A 16,633-nucleotide genomic window follows, 5' to 3' on the forward strand; every position below is an offset into this window, starting at 1 on the left:
AAAACCGAAGTCAGATAGCATGACGATAACATCACCATCATAAGATGAGAATAAAGCCGCAGTGACACAAATCAAGCAGCCGTTGATCCTGCTTATGAAGGATATGCTAACAACCTGCAGGCGACAAAAAAATCCGAAAATGTTGCTTCCTTGACCATTAAACCACACTTTTCTCTGTATTTCATCCATTTTCTTCTGTAAGCGCTTTATATAAAGCGTTTACATTTTTAGAGCTGCCAACTCTTCCTTTAAATGGCCTGAACGCACGGTTTCATCCCCTTTTACTCGCTTTTTTTGAAGTATTTTATTCCTGCGGAGGGACAAGCTATGAGAGGAAGCTGCTATCCAAGGATATCCGACTTTACCAACATTGATGTTGATAAAATCAGCAGGATGCGGTTTAATATTACTGTCGAGGGTATTATTACATAGGTTAGCCTCTCATCCGAGCCGGCTGCCCACCCCAATCCAATTTCAGGAGGTAATTTCATTATGGCACATCAACTACCAGCTTTGCCTTATCCGAACAATGCACTGGAACCGCACATTGACGCTCAAACGATGGAAATCCACCATGACCGTCACCATAACACATACGTAACCAACCTGAATGCTGCTCTGGAGAACGCACCTGAACTGCAGGATAAATCTCTTGAGGATCTGATCTCCAACCTGGACAGCGTACCTGAAAGCATCCGTACTGCCGTTCGCAACAACGGCGGCGGTCATCATAACCACAGCCTGTTCTGGGAAATTATTGGTCCTAACGGCGGCGGCGCTCCTACGGGTCCAATCGCAGAAGCGATCGACAGCGAGCTCGGCGGCTTTGACAAATTCAAAGAAGACTTCGCCAAAGCGGCTACTACCCGTTTCGGCAGCGGCTGGGCATGGCTCGTTGTCGGCAAAGACGGCAAACTGGCTATTACCAGCACACCGAACCAGGACAGCCCTGTATTCGAAGGTCTGACTCCAGTTCTGGGTCTGGACGTATGGGAGCATGCGTACTACCTGAAATATCAAAACAAACGCCCTGATTACATCTCCGCATTCTGGAATGTCATCAACTGGGACGAAGTGAACAAACGCTATACTGCAGCCAAGAACTAATAGGCTGTGCTCATAGAAAAGGACCTCCGTTGGAGGTCCTTTTTTTGTGTTGGTCTAAGAACCGCCGGCTCTACTGCTCATCCTGCGCGCTGAAATAATTGCGCAGGATCTTGAGGAACACGTTGGGGAACGCCAACGTGTCCATGTCGGCCGCCGTAATCCAGCGGTAGGCGACCGGCTCCGGCGGCGCGGCATCGAGAGCTCCGCTCTCCGCGTAGGCCGCCGCCGCTTCCGCCACCTGCGCAGCAGCGGCGGCGTGCCCGGGCTCCGGCAGCGCGGCCGGAGCCTCCTCACACTGGAACACCTGCAGGTTCCAGTGGATGTGGCTGAACGTATGCTCCGCGTTCAGCAGATGGCGGACCGGCGCGACGCCTACGCCCTCCTCCCGGAGGGCGCCGGCAAGCCGGTCCATGGCGCCGTCACCCGCAGGGGCGGTGCCGGCAGAGGCTGCCGCGAGTACATGCGGCAGCTCCCACATGCGCGCCAGCAGGCCCTTGGCCGGGCGCTGGCGCACCAGCACGCGGCCGCTGCGGCTGCCGCGGCCTTCGACGAGGGCGACCAGCCGCTCCTCCGGACGCGGGGGTTTCGCCTTCGTCTTCACGGGCAGCGTCTCCTCGACCCCCGCCAGCCGTCCGGCGCAGTGCTCCATCACCGGACAGGTCAAACAATGCGGCGATTTGGGCGTGCAGACCAGCGCCCCCAGCTCCATCATCGCCTGGGTGAAGTGGGAGGCCTGTCCTTCCGGAAACAGCTCCCGCACCAGCGCTTCCATCTGCTTGCGTGTCCCCTGCTTCATAATATCGTCCTCGATGAGGAAATACCGGGACAGCACCCGCATCACGTTACCGTCGACGGCCGGTACCGGACGGTTGAAGGCGATGCTCATAATCGCGCCTGTCGTATAAGGGCCGACGCCCTTCAGACCGGCGACAGCCTCGACATCGTCCGGCATCCGGCCATCGTACAGCTCCATGATCTGCCGGGCCGCCAGCTGCAGGTTACGGGCTCTGGAATAATAACCGAGCCCCTCCCAATGCTTCAGCACATCTTCTTCCGGTGCTTCCGCCAAAGCCTGAATGGTCGGGAAGCGCTCCGTAAAGCGTTGGAAATACGGAATTACCGTATCGACCCGCGTCTGCTGCAGCATAATCTCTGAGATCCAGATCATATAGGGGTCCCGGTGTCTGCGCCAAGGCAGATCCCGTTTGCTGACCATATACCAGTTCAGCAGCTCCGTACTGAAGGTGGACTTGTGTTCTGTATTGTTCATGATTCTGTATATTCTCTCCTGTGCAGTCCTGGCTGCGCTTGTATTCGCTCAGCGGGCCTCTACCACGGCAAAAGCCGAAGCCAGACCCGGCTGGTGCGTAATGCTCAAATGGATAACATGCTCCGCGGCAGACAGCCCCAGACGCTCCCACGCTGCCGTGTTCAATTGAACAAGAGGCTTGCCCTTCTCATCCGGCACGATGTTCAGATCGCTGAAGCCGATTACGCCGCCAATGCCGCAGCCAAATGCTTTGGTGATGGCCTCTTTGGCCGCAAAACGGCCGCCGATGAACTCGGCAGACTGGCCGCGCTCCCTTGCGAGCGCCTGCTCCTGCGGGGTCAGCACCCGTTCGATAAAGGGGGTGCCGTGCCTTCCGTCCAGGAGGCGCTGCAGACGGGGAATTTCCAGTACGTCGTGTCCTATCCCGTAGATCAAGAATTCATCCCCCTTTGTTCTCTGCCCTATATTGTAACAGCCCCGGACTTTCATGAACAGGCTGAAGCCTATTCCAGCCGTAAACAGCAAGAAGGCGAGTCCGCTCCCGCAGCAGGAGCAGCTCGCCTTCCTAGTTAGTCCCGATTGTGACCAATCAGATCCCCGGAATCGCATTACGTTTGTGATGTGTTCGCTTGTAGAAGGCTTCCAGTCGTTCCTGAACTTCAGGGTTAATCTGCTTGCCTTCGAGGTAGTCACTATTATCCTCATAGCTGATACCCAGTTCCTTCTCATCGGTCTGTCCTTCCCAGAGACCAGCACTTGGCGCCTTCTCCAGTATTTCCTTCGGCACACCCAGGTGAGCCGCAAGCTGGCGTACCTGGCGTTTATTCAGGCTGCCCAGCGGTGTGATATCTACCGCGCCGTCACCCCATTTGGTGTAAAAGCCGGTGATGGCCTCTGAAGCATGATCGGTACCGACGACGAGCAGATTCTGCTCAAAAGCCAGTGCGTACTGCATGACCATGCGGGTTCTCGCTTTGACATTCCCTTTGCCCTGCGGCGTCATCGTGGTTTTTTCCAGCCCCATCTTCACCATGCCGCGCTCTACTTCTTCGGCGATCTGGTTCACGGAAGCTTCAATATTGGTTTCAACCGTATACTTCAGTTCAAAGGCTTTCGCTGTCGCGTAGCTGTGGTCGATATCTTCCTGTTTCCCGTAAGGCTGAAATACGCCCAGCGTTCGGTATTCCTCTCCGCTTTCCTCGGTCAGCTCGTCCGTCGCACGTTTGCACAGGCCTGTGGCTACGGCACTGTCAATCCCGCCGCTGATGGCAATCAGAAGCCCTTTCGTACCTGACTGCTTCACATAACTTTTCAGAAAATCCACACGTTTGCGGACTTCGGCTTCGACGTTAATGGTTGGTGATACGTTAAGCTCCTTAATGATCTGTTGCTGCAGCGTCATTGAATATGCACCTCGTTTTTGAAATTTTGGGAAAGGCCGTCTAAAACCAAATAAACGCCCCAGCCGGATTCGAAACCGAACACGGCGGGGCGCTGCTGGACTGACTTAGCGGCAGTAACGGTCAAATGCGCTCTTCAGATCCGCCGCAATCTCATCAGCCGAACGGTCTTCAACCTGATGACGTTCGATGAAATGCACCAGTTCTCCGTCCTTCATCAGGGCGATGGAAGGGGAAGACGGCGGGTATGGAGCGAAGTATTCGCGTGCCTTGGCAGTGGCTTCTTTATCCTGACCGGCGAATACGGTGTACAGGTGATCCGGAGTAATATCATGCTCCAGCGCCTTGGCTACACCCGGACGGCATTGGCCTGCGGCGCAGCCGCACACCGAGTTAACGACAACCAGGGTCGTTCCCTTGGCATCCGGGAGAGCGTTCTCCACAGCTTCCGGATCTTTCAGTTCCTGGATACCCAGACGAGTTAACTCATCACGCATCGGCTGAACCATATCTCTCATATATTGGTCAAAAGACATTGACATCTGCTTTCACTCCTTTGGAATAGCTGAACCTTGCTTGAAGGCAGCCCGATCTGTATTCATTCACTTTATCTGAGGCACTTATGTAAAATGCCTGACTACTCCTTTATTATACATTCCGGTATGTTGAAATCAAGAACGCAGCATTGGACGCTCCATTCGAAAGGCCACCCTGAAGGCCGTGCCCTTCCCTTCTTCGGAATCCACTGTAATGGTACCATTATGCCTCTCTACGATACTCAGACAGAGCGCAAGACCCAGACCTGTGCCGGTTGACTTTGTCGTGAAGAAAGGCTCGAAGAGCTTATCCAGCTTGTTCTTAGGAATGCCCGGACCCGTATCATGCACCTCGAAGAGAACCTGTTCTCCGCTGCTGGCCGTCTTTAGGGTAAGCACCCCTTTATCGTCCATCGCTTCCATCGCATTGCGGGACAGATTCAGAATCAGCTGCTTCATTTCCTTCGGATTCAAATTGAGCTTGGGCAGGTCCTCATCCAGTTTCAGTTCAATGCTCTGCCCACGCAGGTTGGCGTCCGCCCAGAGCAGCGGCGTAAGCTCATAGATGATATCATGGAGATGATGTTCTTCCTTCTCGACGATCCGGTTCTGCGCCAGGGACAGGAAATCACTGATTATGCTGTTGGCACGGTCCAGCTCCTCCATGACGATCCGGTAGTAATGATCCAGCGAGCCTGGACTTTTCTCCCGCATCAGCTGCAGGAAGCCCCGGACCACGGCCATCGGATTACGGATCTCATGTGTAATACTGGCAGCCATCTGCCCCACAAGGCTAAGGCGTTCCACATTGCCGAGCTCACTGCGCAGCATTTCAATTTCTGTCATATCCTGCGAGATCACAAGCACGCCAACAATCTCCTCCTTATATGTGTCACGTATCGGGGAAATGTGGGAATAAAATATGTAGGGACCTGAATGGACGGATTCCTGGCTGGCCTGGCCGTCCAGCGCCATCTCAATCCGTTCCCTGAAGCGTTTAACCAGATTGGGAGCTATGAAATTTTCAATTCCTTCACCAACGACGTCCTTAAACGACAAGAAGGGAGAGCTCTTACGGAAAAACTGCAGCATGACTTCATTGATCAGAACAATTTCAAGGCGGGTATCAAGCGTCAGGACATGCAGGGGCACGTTGTCCAGGAACTGGCGGAATTTATCCCGTTCCAATTCGTACTTCCTGCTCATGATGCGGGCTTGTTCACGGTCTCTGATGTGGTCGTGGGTCGTTTCGATGTGCAGCAGCAGCAGGCTGCCGGCAGCAAGGCCTGCAATGACATAAACCAAACTAAAGACCGGCTTATGGGGAGTATCGGGAATGGTATTCCACCCGGAAAAGGTGGAAAATAAGACGTCCAATACGCAAAATACGAGCACAAAAAGATTAAATATTCTGAGCTTGCGCTGGACCCCACTCCGCTTGAAGCAGCCAGCGGCCCAGAATATAAAAGGATAGAGTATAACCCCTGTTTGCAGAAGAAGCTGCGAAAAATCCAGCTGGTATCTAAATATGCCGTGTATCAACAGGGCCGCAGCAGCGATGATTATACCAGTTCTTAATCTGCCGTATAATATACCGATCAGCAGAGGCAGCGCACCCAGATCAAAAATCAACCCGTCCCGGTAGCCGGATTGGAACAGATGGCACAGCAGAATACTTAGAATACAGCACACAGCGAGTATGGTATTATAGGAATTCCGGAATAGTACCGGCTTTCCTGATTCGTCAGCGGTATAGCGAACAGCGTAGGGAAAAAGAATGAGTCCGAATCCGGCTAAAAAAACTTGGAGCAGAATATGTTCGACAGCATTCACTGTGGGCCTTCCTCCCTTGCGAACTAAGCATCGGTTATTTCGATTAAAACATAGGCGACACTATATTACAATATATGTGTAAAGTCATGTGTAAAAGATAATAAAGTCAACGTTTCTGTACGAATTAATCCCTTTCTAAGAATGAAAAGGATCGAATTAGGCAGCATATCCTATTTGAACGGTGTTCTAAAATTTCGACAATGAGGGATTTTTATGACCTATGATGTAATTGTAATCGGTGGCGGCCCTTCCGGCCTAATGGCCTGTGTCGCTGCCGCAGAACACGGGGCTTCTGTCCTGCTGATCGATAAGGGCGACAAGCTGGGCCGCAAACTGGGTATTTCGGGCGGCGGCCGCTGTAATGTGACTAATGCCAAGGAGATTGATGAACTGATCCGCTATATTCCCGGTAACGGACGTTTCCTGTACAGTGCATTTCAGCATCTGGATAACCGCGGTATCATGCAGTTCTTTGAAGGATTGGGTATCGCGCTGAAGGAAGAAGACAACGGCCGCATGTTTCCCGTGTCAGACCGGGCAAAGAGCGTAGTGGATGCCTTGGTCGGCAAGGTCAGGTCCCTTGGTGTCCATATGACAACCAACAGCCCTGTTGCTGAAGTTCTTTATCATGGCAATGCCGTTCAGGGCGTCAGACTGAAGAATGGCAAGTCTGTTGCGAGCCGTGCGGTCATCATCGCAACCGGAGGCAAGTCTGTTCCACAGACCGGTTCAACCGGGGACGGGTATGCATGGGCTGAGGCCGCAGGCCATACCATTACCGAGCTGTACCCAACGGAAGTTCCGATCACCTCCCAGGAAAAATGGATTTCCAACCGGGAACTGCAAGGCTTGTCCCTGCGGGATGTCGAGCTTTCCGTTACTAACCCCAAGGGCAAAACCGTCATCGCTCACCGCGGGGATATGATTTTCACTCATTTCGGCGTGTCCGGGCCAATTGCCCTTCGCTGCAGTCAATTTATTCGGCAGGTGCAGAAAAAATTCGATATCCGCCTGGTGACGATGTCCATTGATCTGTTTCCGGACAAGCCGCTGAAGGTATTAGAGCAAGAGCTGCATTCCAAGCTGGAGCTGGAACCAAAGAAAGCGCTCAAAAATGCACTTAAGGGTATTCTCCCGGAACGGATGATTCCCCTGCTTTTGTCCAAAGCCGGTTTGCCGGAAGAAGTGACGTATCATCACCTGCCGAAGGAACCTTGGCAGCTGCTGCTTCAGCTGCTCAAAGGGTTTGAGTTCCAGGCCAACGGTACCCGCTCTCTGGAAGAAGCCTTTGTAACCGGCGGTGGTGTTCATTTGAAGGAAATATACCCCAAAACGATGCAGTCCAAGCTGATGCCGGGATTATTCTTTTGCGGAGAAGTTCTGGACATTCACGGCTATACCGGAGGCTATAATATTACGGCTGCCTTTGCGACCGGCTATACTGCAGGCAAAGGTGCTGCACTGCAGCTGGAATAGAGGTACTCCAACCTATAGACGGATTACAGAAATAACCCCCAGACTCATGTCTGGGGGTTATGCTCATTACAGGAACCCGGGCAGTGCTATGCCCGAATACTTCCCGAGAAGCCTCCATCCGGCGCTTCCCTGCTCCCGTCATCATTATTGTTATGCAGGCCTCTGCTGTCCTGGTCCGTCTGGGGAAAGGTATGGGATCCATTCATATATTCCTCTGACCAGTCCTCATTAATCGTATGGGCAGGAATCTGGATCTCTTCCAGATCATAGGCGGACTGCAGCAATTGAAGCTCCGAAGCATGATCCTGCTCCTGCAGCTGTCCTCCATAAGACTGGCAGATTTCAAGTGCAGACGTCAAATCCTGATGGTCCACATGGACTTGAATACTCGCGTGACCTGCCAGAGAAGCATCGTACCCCAGCTCGGCCAGGGTATCCTGTGCCTGGAGAGCCTGCTCCTCCTGATGAAACCGGAATAGTAAAGCTTGTTCCTTCATAATATCGTCCTCCTGAAGTGAATACGGTCCTGCCAGCAGGAATGCTTGACCAGCCGGATATAGATTACCCAGAAGATTCCGTGATTATCAATGCGCTGTGTCATGCCAATCCAGATCAGTCCCCGCTCCGGCCGAGCTGATACCATTGCAGAAGCCCTGATATGATCCAGCCCAGGACGGGTGCTAACAGGATTGACAGCAGCCACCAGCCTCCTCCGCCGCGAATAGCAACAGCCGCACCAAGAATGACCGCTGGCGGAGCCAGCAGCAAAGACACAGCAAAGCTGCCTCGGGATCGTGTCCGGTGAGAATCTGCTCCAAGGAGCTGATAAAATCCGGAAGCGGTAAATGCCCCCCATACTCCGTACAGCCAATAAGCCTGCAGGAGCAGCATCACAAAACCGATGATTACACCAATCCAAGCAGGCGGCAGCAGCACAGCCACAGCCCCAAACCCGATGAGCTGCAGATAGAGCAGCCGCTGCGACCCGTCACGCAGCATGGATTTTAAACATAAATCTACAATACGTCCGCGTTCACTACGCACCGGCAGCAGCCTGCGCGACCCTTTAAATAGAAAGGACCTGCGCGGGACACGTTTGGGCTTATCCACTGCCTGACTCAACAATATTGAAGTCAGGCGCATACGGTGGTGCAGGTCCTCCCTGACCTCACCGTCCCAGGCCGAATGGCGAAGCCTCCACCTGGCGAACAGCGGAAGCAGACTAAAGCCGGCAGCCGTACATAGTGCAATCAGCCAGGGATGCCGGGATTGAACAGCAATACCAACATACAACAGGCTCAATCCGCTGCGGGCTGACAAGAGGGCCAGCTTCGTTCTCCAGCCCTGGCCTGACACCCGGACGGCATGGGTGACCAGCATCTGAATGCTGGTCACTGCCACTGTCCAGCCTGCCAGCAGCAGCATGCCCGCCGCCGTCAGACGAATCCCCCGCACCAGCAGCGGAGACAACAGCCCCAGCGCAAAGAGAATAACCGCATTCCAGCTGATCAGGCTCCACCGCATTCCGAAGCGCTTGATCGTCAGCACCCATGAGGAATGCTGGCGGATGAAGAGGCTGTCTGCCTCTTCCAGATAATAATGTACCGTGCCTGCCAGCATCAGGATCTGGAGCAGCACCAATTCAATGGTAAAGGGAAGCTGGAGGGCCCATGCCGGCAGGGGTTCTCTCCACAATGCCGAATAGGCAAATCCTCCATATAATAAGGCAGGAATTATGATATACAGCAGGACTGTCCAATCCGCAGCCAGCCGAAGCACACGAAACTGGCTTGTCATATATTCCTTGAAGCGCCGCCGAAACAGCTGCTCCGCTCCAGTCTTCCGGCCAGTCAGGGATGCCGCCCGCTCTGCTTCAAGTCGGTTCATAGTCATCCCCCTCAGGTCAAAATATCAAAGCATTCAAATAGTGCTGCCTCCGGCTTCCCGCTGGCCTGCCGGATATCGGCAAGGGTTCCAGAGGCAACAGCCGCACCGCCGGAGATCAGGATAAACCGGTCACAAATCCGTTCTGCCGTGTCCAGTACGTGGGTAGACATCAGCACTCCGGCTCCCCGGCTTCGCTCCTCTTCCAGCAGAATCAGAAAGTCTTTGGTCGCTCGCGGGTCCAGCCCTATAAACGGCTCATCCACAATATACATGTCCGGTTCGGCAATGAAGCCGACCAGCAGCATCATTTTCTGACGCATGCCTTTCGAGAAGCTGCCCGGCAGATCATGACGCACATCCCACATACCAAAACGTCTAAGCAGAGCCTCGGCGCGCTGCCGGAAAGACTCATATTCCAGCTCGTAGACTGCAGCGGCCAGATCCAGATGCTCCCACAGTGTGAGGTAATCATAGTGCACCGGATGCTCTGGAATATACGCATACCTGCTGTTGCCCCCAATGTGGACATGATAGTTGGCATACTGCATTTGACCCAGCAGCGTCTTAATGCTGGTACTCTTGCCCGCTCCATTAGGCCCGATCAGACCGACCAGTTCTCCTGGCTGCACCTGAATGGTAATATTGCGGATCGTGCCTGCAGATGCCTCATAACCGGCTTCCACGATATGAGCATCCAGCATAAATCCTTGCACTGCTTCTTTCTGATAGACTTGTCCCGGTTGTCGTCGTTCGTTTTCTTGTCTGTGCATGATTCCCCTCTCCATTCTCTTTTGTCTCTCTTAACTATACGTCAAAAGATGCGACGTCAAAAGCCGCGGTTCGTCCCGCGGCTTACCTGTGTTCAAGGATGAAAGCACGACTTATTTCTTTCAGGATACCGCCTGCTCAACCTCTGCAGTCTTCTGCACTTGAAATCCAGCGTCTTTGCGTTCGATGCCAGCCCGTGTCATAAGAACCACTACGCTAAGCACGAACAGGGCAGCCCCTGTTATAGCAAAAGCATATGCTGTTCCGTAGGCCGTTACGAACAAACCTCCCAATACCGGTCCGATAATGGAACTGGCTGATGTCAGACTGTTGACCGTGCCGAACACCCTGCCTGTCATATGGACAGGCGTACGTTCTTGAAGAATAACCTGGAAAGGAATAAAGGAGAACCCGCCTCCCATCCCCGCCAGCAGAAATCCGAGGATCATCATAACCGTTGTGCCCGTTCCCGCTGTGACCGTAGTGGATATAGGTCCGATCAGCCCGAAAATCAGACCCATAAGAGCAGCGCCGATCCCCATCTTGCCCAGATGGGATATTCCCTTCCACCTGCCGGTTAAAGCAGCCGCCATCAGGGTGCCTACTCCGCTGGCCGTAATGCACCAGCCGAGCAGATCTTCACGGATGCCCGGGATGTCCCGAAAAAGAACAATGGTCTGGGAATCCGCCAGCTGCAGCACCAGCAGCACGATGGACAGCAGCAGTGTACCATAGCCGAGCAGCGGGATCTGGATCAAATATCGTATTCCTGCACCGGTCTCTGCCAGGAAGGAGCGCTCGCGCTCGGGGCGCCCCCGATTCTGCGAAGATTCCGCAGCTCCGGCGCCTGCTGTCACTTTTCCCCCGGGAATTCCGAACAGCAGCAGCCCGGAGATGACAAAGGTAACGGCATTAAAGATAAAGCATCCTTGAATCCCCATGAGTCCGACCAATACGCCTCCAATCGCAGGACCTGCAATTTTGGCCCCCTGCTCAATAAATGAACTGATCGACACCGCCTGCTGAATTTGCTCATCCGGCACCACTTCCTTCAGCTTACCGCTCTTCGCAGGTGAAAACAGGATATCGAACACACCCTTCACGATCAGGATCAGATAGACCTGCCATAAATGCACTGCAAATACCAGTCCAATCACCAGCACAGCGCGAACCGCATCAGACCCGATCATCAGCTTTTTGCGGTCCATCCGGTCAGCCAGCGCCCCGGCAAACGGTCCGCCCACCAGAAAAGGCAGCGCGGAGCACAGCGTCACCATGGTGATCTCCCAAGGCGTCGCCTGCCACCTTATTCCAAGTAAGGTCAGCAGGGCCAGCAGATAGAGCCACCCTCCGATATTGGAAGTCATTTGGGCCAGCATCAGTGATACAAAAGCCCGATTACGCAGCAGGGAACCTCCTGGGGTTCTTTCTTCTGCGGCTGCTTTACGTTCCATCATCATCTCACATCTCCCTGTTCGCGATCTTTGACACATTACCATATATTTCTTATGCCTTTAATCTTATCGAAAGAAATGTAAGGTCTCCTCCGTCCGGAGGATGAACCTTCACCAACCCGAAGATGGAATTATGACTTTGAGCGGCAGGGCGAGAGGCTGACGATTTAGGAAGAATTTAATTTATTTAAAATCCATTTAATGTGATATTTATCATGTCGCCATCTGATGCCCCCTCCTATAATGAAGGAACCAATCAGAAAAGGCGGGATGATGATGTACCAACCCAACCTGCTGCAGGAGCAATCCGACGCGCAAATGGAGCAGTCCATGCACTTGTTTCGCGTTTTTGCCAAGTCATTCAAAAGTGTATCCGAGCATTCCGTAGCCAGCAGCAAAAACGGAGGATTCAATCCTACGGCTTTTGCCGTGATGGAAGTGATCTATCGCAAAGGGCCCCAGCCCATTCAACAAATCGGCTCGAAGCTGCTGCTGCAGAGCGGCAACGTGACCTATGTCATTGATAAATTGGAGGAGCGGGGGTTTCTGCACCGCAGGCCTTGTCCGCAGGATCGGCGTATTATTTTTGCCGAATTAACCAGCAGGGGCCAACAGATGATGGACGAGATTTACCCCTGTCATACCCAGCGCATTCATCTAGCCATGAATGCCTTGGATGAGAGCGAGAAGGAACAGCTGATTCACCTGCTGAAGAAGATGGGTATGGGCGCTGACAGCGCTGCTGCCTCCATCCATAAATCGTGATACGCCATGCCAAAAAGCCCGGGAAACTTAACGTTTCCCGGGCTTTAACATTCGTTGTTCCGATCAGGCACGCCGGCCTGCAGGCACCTGGGTGCCTGATGCCGTCTGCTCTTCTGCTGAGGGCGGCTGATCCCGAAACCGGGTTACGGCCAGCCAGCCTATCACAGCAATAACGGCCATGATAATAAACAGGGTATGAAGACTGTTCTCCAGTACATGTTTCAGCAGGACGGAAGCCTGTCCGGCCAGCGTACGCTGCGTCTCGGGGGACAGCAGATTGTTAATGTCCTCCTGGGTTACCCCCTGCCCTATCAAGTTCTGCTCCGCGCTCTGCCGGGCAATTCTGAAATTCAGCCAGGCTCCGAACACGGCCACTCCAATCGTCTGACCCAGCGTACGCAGAAACGTATTCAGCGCGGTAGACGCTCCGCGGAGGTTAAAGCCGACCGAAGATTGGGCAATGATCGTAAACACGGTCATGGAATAACCGAAGCCCAGACCATACAGCAGTGTACAGATCAGCAGCAGCCATTGCGATGTACCTGCGGTTAACAGCGTCATCCCGCCTGCACCCAGCACAATAAAGCTGAGTCCGATCAGGGAAGTCCGGCGGGATCCAAGTGTAATCAGCAGGCGGCCGCCCGTTACCGACCCCACCAGCCAGCCGGCCGTCATCGGCGCAAGTGCCAGTCCGGATGAGGTGGCATCCCCGCCGCGCACCCCCTGAATCCACAGCGGCAAATAACTGGTCAAGCCAATCAGCAGCGAACTGACGAAGAACGCCGCTGCACTGGCTACCGCAATGTCACGGATACGGAACAGCTTCAGCGGCACCATCGGCTCTTGTGCTTTCCGCTCGATCAGGAAGAAGGCAATGAGCAGTACAACTGCAAGCAGAGCCAGCAGCAGCAGACCCGGCGAATTCCAGGCCAGCGACTGTCCGCCTGTAGCGAGGACCAGCAGCAGGGCGGTCATGCCGATGGCAAAGGTCGCTGCCCCCGCCACATCAATGCGTGCCGTCCGTTTGGCAATCTCCTCCTTCAAATACCGGGCGATGAAGAACATCGCCAGCAGACCAAAGGGAACATTAAATCCGAAGATCCATTCCCATCCAAAGTGATCGGCTACATAGCCGCCAAGCAGCGGACCGATCAGAGAGGATATCCCCCAGACCGAGCTGATCATCCCCTGAATTTTGGGGCGTTCCTCCATTGTATAGATATCGCCGATAATCGTGAACGTCACCGGAATGACGGCACCTGCTCCAATCCCCTGAATGGCACGGAACAGGATCAGCATCGACATACTCCCTGATAAGCCGCACAGCAGCGAGCCTCCAATGAACAAAGAAACCCCGATCAGAAAAATCGGTTTGCGGCCAAACAAGTCACTCAGCTTGCCGAAGATCGGTGTCGTCACAGCCATCGTTAACAGGTAAGAAGTAAAAATCCAGCTCAGCAGCTGCACGCTGCCCAGTTCACTTACAATCGTCGGGCCTGCAGGCCCGATGACCGTACCCTCAATTGCTGCAAGGAATGTGGCCAGCAGCACACCGGCCAGCACTAATTTTCGCCTCGGCTTTACCGCAGCATTCATATTCACCCTTCTCTCTTTACAGACCGTTATCTGCTATATATTCCCCCATTCTCCAGAATACGACTCACTCCGGGCGGACAGCCTGTACACCTCAAAAAAGGCGGCTGCTGCCGCAGCGTGACCGCCGTCTTCATGCAAGAGAAGCCTGGGATCAGGTGAAATTTACGGATTCGGTCATGTTCTCTGAACCGGTAAACCGGTATCACGCAGTTGGAAGATTCCTCCTCCACTTCTGCCGGACCCGTTTATCTTGCTTGTCCAGAAGCCTCTTGTCAAGAGAGAGCGGATCTAATCACCCAGCCGCCGGACAAGCATGTTCCCCTGCTCCAGCTGACAGCAGAGATCTGCATCCTCTTCCATCCACTGCGGATCATGCGTGATCACCAGCAGGGCTGCTCCAGCCGCAGCCTGCTGCCGGCAGAGCTCAAGGAGGATCTGGATTCCACGGTAATCGGTTCCCGCGGTGGGTTCATCCAGAATGTAGAGTGATTTGGGCAGTATGAATTGGGCAATCACGCTGAGCAGCCGTTTCTCGCCGCCGCTCAGGAGATAGGGGGAATCTTCCCGCTTGTCCCACAGGCCAGCCTGCAGCAGCAGGGCCTCCGCCCGTTCCCGCTCTGCCCGGGGGATCTCCTGGCCTGCTCGCAAGTTCAGCTGGGCGCGGACACCGAAGAGACATTCCTCCCAGACGCTAGAAGCTACCATCTGATGCTCCGGCTGCTGAAATACGTAGCCGATCTCCCGGGCCAGCTGCTCCACCGGGGTGCGGAAGAGATCCCGCCCTCTCCAGAACAGCCGTCCGCGCGGCAGCGGCTGCAACCCCATCAGCAGCTGGCTGAGCGTCGTCTTGCCGGAGCCGTTGCTCCCGACCAGCAGCGCCCATTCGCCCGGCTGCAGGGACAGGCTGACATCCGCCAGTGCCGGGCGGACGGCGCCGGGATAGGTGAAGGTAAGCCCCTTCACCTCCAGCAGCGGGCCGGCCTCGCGCTGCGCGGCCCGTGCCCGCCGGGCTGCGGCTGCTCCTGCCTGCAGGTCTGCAGGGAGCAGGCCCAGCCCGGCCAGCTGCGCGCCATGATCGCGCAGCAGCTCTGCCGGCGGACCGTCGAACAGCACGGTGCCGCCGGCCAGAACGAGGACGCGCTGCGCCGCCTGCGCCGTCTCATCCAGACGGCCGGACGCGGTAATGACCGTCCGGCCGTCCTGGTGCAGCCGCCGGCACAGCGAGGTGTACTCGCGCTGGGCCGGCGGGTCGAGGCTCGCCGCTGCATCGTCGAGCACGACGAGCGGCGGGACCAGTGCCAGCACCGCGGCGATAGCGGTGCGCTGGCGCTGGCCGCCCGAGAGACGGCGCACGAAGGAGCGCCGCTCGGCGGCCAGCCCGACCGCATCCAGCGCAGCGGTGATGCGGCGGCCGATCTCGGCCGGAGGCTGGCACAGATTCTCCGGCCCGAAGGCCACCTCGTCCTCCACAACCGCTTGGACGAGCTGGGCATCGGTGTCCTGATAGACCAGGCCCACCGCGCCCGCCAGCCCGGCGATCTCCGCCTCCGCCGGATCCATCCCCATTACCGCCACCGTACCGGTGCGCTGGCCGCCGCCGGCTCTCGGCAGATAGCCGTTCAGCAGCTGGCACAGCGTCGATTTCCCGCTGCCGCTCGCACCCACAATTGCTACCCATTCACCTGATGAAATGGCCAGAGACAGACCCAGCAGCACCGGATCTGTCTCATTCTCATACGTATAGGTTACCTCATGCAGTTGGACCGCCACAGCCGCTGGCGTGACAGAAAGGGCTTTGTCATGCATACGTTCAGGCACGCCCCTGTGTGCTGGCTGCGAAGCGGCGCAGCAGACCGGTCTTCACCAGAGCATCACCGAGCAGCTTGCTGACCAGACCGCATAGAACGGCTCCGCTGACAATCCGGACAGCAAGGGCGATCAGCAGTACATTCCAGCCCCATTCCATATAGCCGAACAGACGGGCAGCAATCAGGAACCAGATGGGTACCAGCGCAGCACCAGCAATCATCATAATAAATCTGTTCCATACCCGGTAACGCAGCAGGGCAAAGACCAGCTCAGCCACAACCATGTAGCAGGCTGCGGCTGCAATTACGGAGGTAATGCCGTAAGCCGTACCGATAAAGCTCTGAACGACAGCGCCCAGCGCATAGGTGATCACAGCGGTTCCCGGTTTACGGATAATGTAGTAAGCCAGCAGCCCATAAACCATATACAAACCGGTAATAGTTGAGGTGGCAATCGGACCGCCAAGGCTGTTCAGTGCCTTATTCACGACGGACAGATAGAAGGTCATTGCACCGTTGGCGGTGGCCAGCATAGCCATCAGCACAATATCCAGGGTGGTGAAGGCCTGAAAAATCCCTTGTTTTTTCATGTTCATTGGTGTCCCTCCGGATTATCAATATGTATTATGCCTTTTACAGGAAGCTCCTCACCCGAGGATGAAGGAAGCCTACAAGTAAATGTAAAGACCTGCTCCGTAATTGTCAACCAATATTTATTAATCTAAGTTGACAA

The 16,633-nt window shown here is 54.9% G+C and carries 15 protein-coding genes and 1 pseudogene; 3 read left to right on the forward strand and 13 right to left on the reverse strand.

Annotation, left to right across the window (positions count from 1 at the left end):
• Nucleotides 1-492: 492 nt before the first annotated feature.
• Nucleotides 493-1,107 (forward strand): superoxide dismutase, encoded by a 615-nt coding sequence (locus Q5741_RS17880; protein WP_305025483.1) that lies wholly within the window; start codon nucleotides 493-495, stop codon nucleotides 1,105-1,107.
• A gap of 70 nt (nucleotides 1,108-1,177) precedes the next feature.
• On the opposite strand, the gene mutY is transcribed toward Q5741_RS17880, so the two are convergent.
• The 5 genes from mutY to Q5741_RS17905 form a co-directional block, all read right to left on the reverse strand.
• A complete protein-coding gene (gene mutY, locus Q5741_RS17885) occupies nucleotides 1,178-2,377 on the reverse strand; it encodes an A/G-specific adenine glycosylase (RefSeq protein WP_305025484.1) in 1,200 nt (399 codons plus the stop codon).
• Nucleotides 2,378-2,425: 48 nt separating this feature from the next.
• Entirely contained in the window at nucleotides 2,426-2,812 is a 387-nt protein-coding gene (gene acpS / locus Q5741_RS17890; protein WP_305025485.1) for a holo-ACP synthase, read from the reverse strand.
• Between the two features lie 154 nt (nucleotides 2,813-2,966).
• Nucleotides 2,967-3,779, reverse strand: a complete 813-nt coding sequence (gene nadE, locus Q5741_RS17895) for an ammonia-dependent NAD(+) synthetase (RefSeq protein WP_305025486.1) — start codon at nucleotides 3,777-3,779, stop codon at nucleotides 2,967-2,969.
• 105 nt (nucleotides 3,780-3,884) lie between these two features.
• Nucleotides 3,885-4,319 (reverse strand): BrxA/BrxB family bacilliredoxin, encoded by a 435-nt coding sequence (locus Q5741_RS17900; protein ID WP_305025487.1) that lies wholly within the window; start codon nucleotides 4,317-4,319, stop codon nucleotides 3,885-3,887.
• Between the two features lie 129 nt (nucleotides 4,320-4,448).
• Nucleotides 4,449-6,146: a two-component system sensor histidine kinase NtrB gene (locus Q5741_RS17905; protein WP_305025488.1), complete on the reverse strand. Its 1,698-nt coding sequence runs from the start codon at nucleotides 6,144-6,146 to the stop codon at nucleotides 4,449-4,451.
• 213 nt (nucleotides 6,147-6,359) lie between these two features.
• On the opposite strand from Q5741_RS17905, the gene Q5741_RS17910 reads away from it, so the two are divergent.
• Nucleotides 6,360-7,622, forward strand: coding sequence for a BaiN/RdsA family NAD(P)/FAD-dependent oxidoreductase (locus Q5741_RS17910; protein ID WP_305025489.1), 1,263 nt, complete (start codon nucleotides 6,360-6,362; stop codon nucleotides 7,620-7,622).
• 86 nt (nucleotides 7,623-7,708) lie between these two features.
• Here the strand turns inward: Q5741_RS17910 and Q5741_RS17915 are convergent, their stop codons facing one another.
• From Q5741_RS17915 to Q5741_RS17930, 4 genes are all read right to left on the reverse strand, one after another.
• Nucleotides 7,709-8,119: a hypothetical protein gene (locus Q5741_RS17915; RefSeq protein WP_305025490.1), complete on the reverse strand. Its 411-nt coding sequence runs from the start codon at nucleotides 8,117-8,119 to the stop codon at nucleotides 7,709-7,711.
• A gap of 115 nt (nucleotides 8,120-8,234) precedes the next feature.
• Complete coding sequence (locus tag Q5741_RS17920) at nucleotides 8,235-9,509, reverse strand: ABC transporter permease (RefSeq protein ID WP_305025491.1); 1,275 nt, start codon at nucleotides 9,507-9,509, stop codon at nucleotides 8,235-8,237.
• A gap of 11 nt (nucleotides 9,510-9,520) precedes the next feature.
• Nucleotides 9,521-10,210 (reverse strand): ABC transporter ATP-binding protein, encoded by a 690-nt coding sequence (locus Q5741_RS17925; protein ID WP_305025530.1) that lies wholly within the window; start codon nucleotides 10,208-10,210, stop codon nucleotides 9,521-9,523.
• Between the two features lie 189 nt (nucleotides 10,211-10,399).
• Complete coding sequence (locus Q5741_RS17930; protein WP_305025492.1) at nucleotides 10,400-11,734, reverse strand: MFS transporter; 1,335 nt, start codon at nucleotides 11,732-11,734, stop codon at nucleotides 10,400-10,402.
• Nucleotides 11,735-12,049: 315 nt separating this feature from the next.
• Between Q5741_RS17930 and Q5741_RS17935 the strand changes: the two genes are divergently transcribed.
• Nucleotides 12,050-12,496, forward strand: a complete 447-nt coding sequence (locus tag Q5741_RS17935) for a MarR family winged helix-turn-helix transcriptional regulator (protein WP_305025531.1) — start codon at nucleotides 12,050-12,052, stop codon at nucleotides 12,494-12,496.
• A gap of 63 nt (nucleotides 12,497-12,559) precedes the next feature.
• Here the strand turns inward: Q5741_RS17935 and Q5741_RS17940 are convergent, their stop codons facing one another.
• The 4 genes and pseudogenes from Q5741_RS17940 to Q5741_RS17955 all read right to left on the reverse strand — a co-directional run bounded on the left by Q5741_RS17940 (nucleotide 12,560) and on the right by Q5741_RS17955 (nucleotide 16,490).
• On the reverse strand, nucleotides 12,560-14,092 hold the full coding sequence (locus Q5741_RS17940) for an MDR family MFS transporter (protein WP_305025493.1): 1,533 nt from the start codon (nucleotides 14,090-14,092) through the stop codon (nucleotides 12,560-12,562).
• Nucleotides 14,093-14,380: 288 nt separating this feature from the next.
• Nucleotides 14,381-15,205 (reverse strand): energy-coupling factor ABC transporter ATP-binding protein, encoded by an 825-nt coding sequence (locus tag Q5741_RS17945; protein ID WP_305025532.1) that lies wholly within the window; start codon nucleotides 15,203-15,205, stop codon nucleotides 14,381-14,383.
• A 207-nt stretch (nucleotides 15,206-15,412) separates the two neighbouring features.
• Nucleotides 15,413-15,898 (reverse strand): annotated as a pseudogene (locus tag Q5741_RS17950) (energy-coupling factor ABC transporter ATP-binding protein); the annotation flags it as partial.
• Nucleotides 15,899-15,902: 4 nt separating this feature from the next.
• A complete protein-coding gene (locus Q5741_RS17955) occupies nucleotides 15,903-16,490 on the reverse strand; it encodes an ECF transporter S component (protein WP_305025533.1) in 588 nt (195 codons plus the stop codon).
• Between the last annotated feature and the right edge of the window lie 143 nt (nucleotides 16,491-16,633).

The sequence above is a fragment of the Paenibacillus lacisoli genome (genome assembly GCF_030580655.1).
Lineage (GTDB): Bacteria > Bacillota > Bacilli > Paenibacillales > Paenibacillaceae > Paenibacillus > Paenibacillus lacisoli.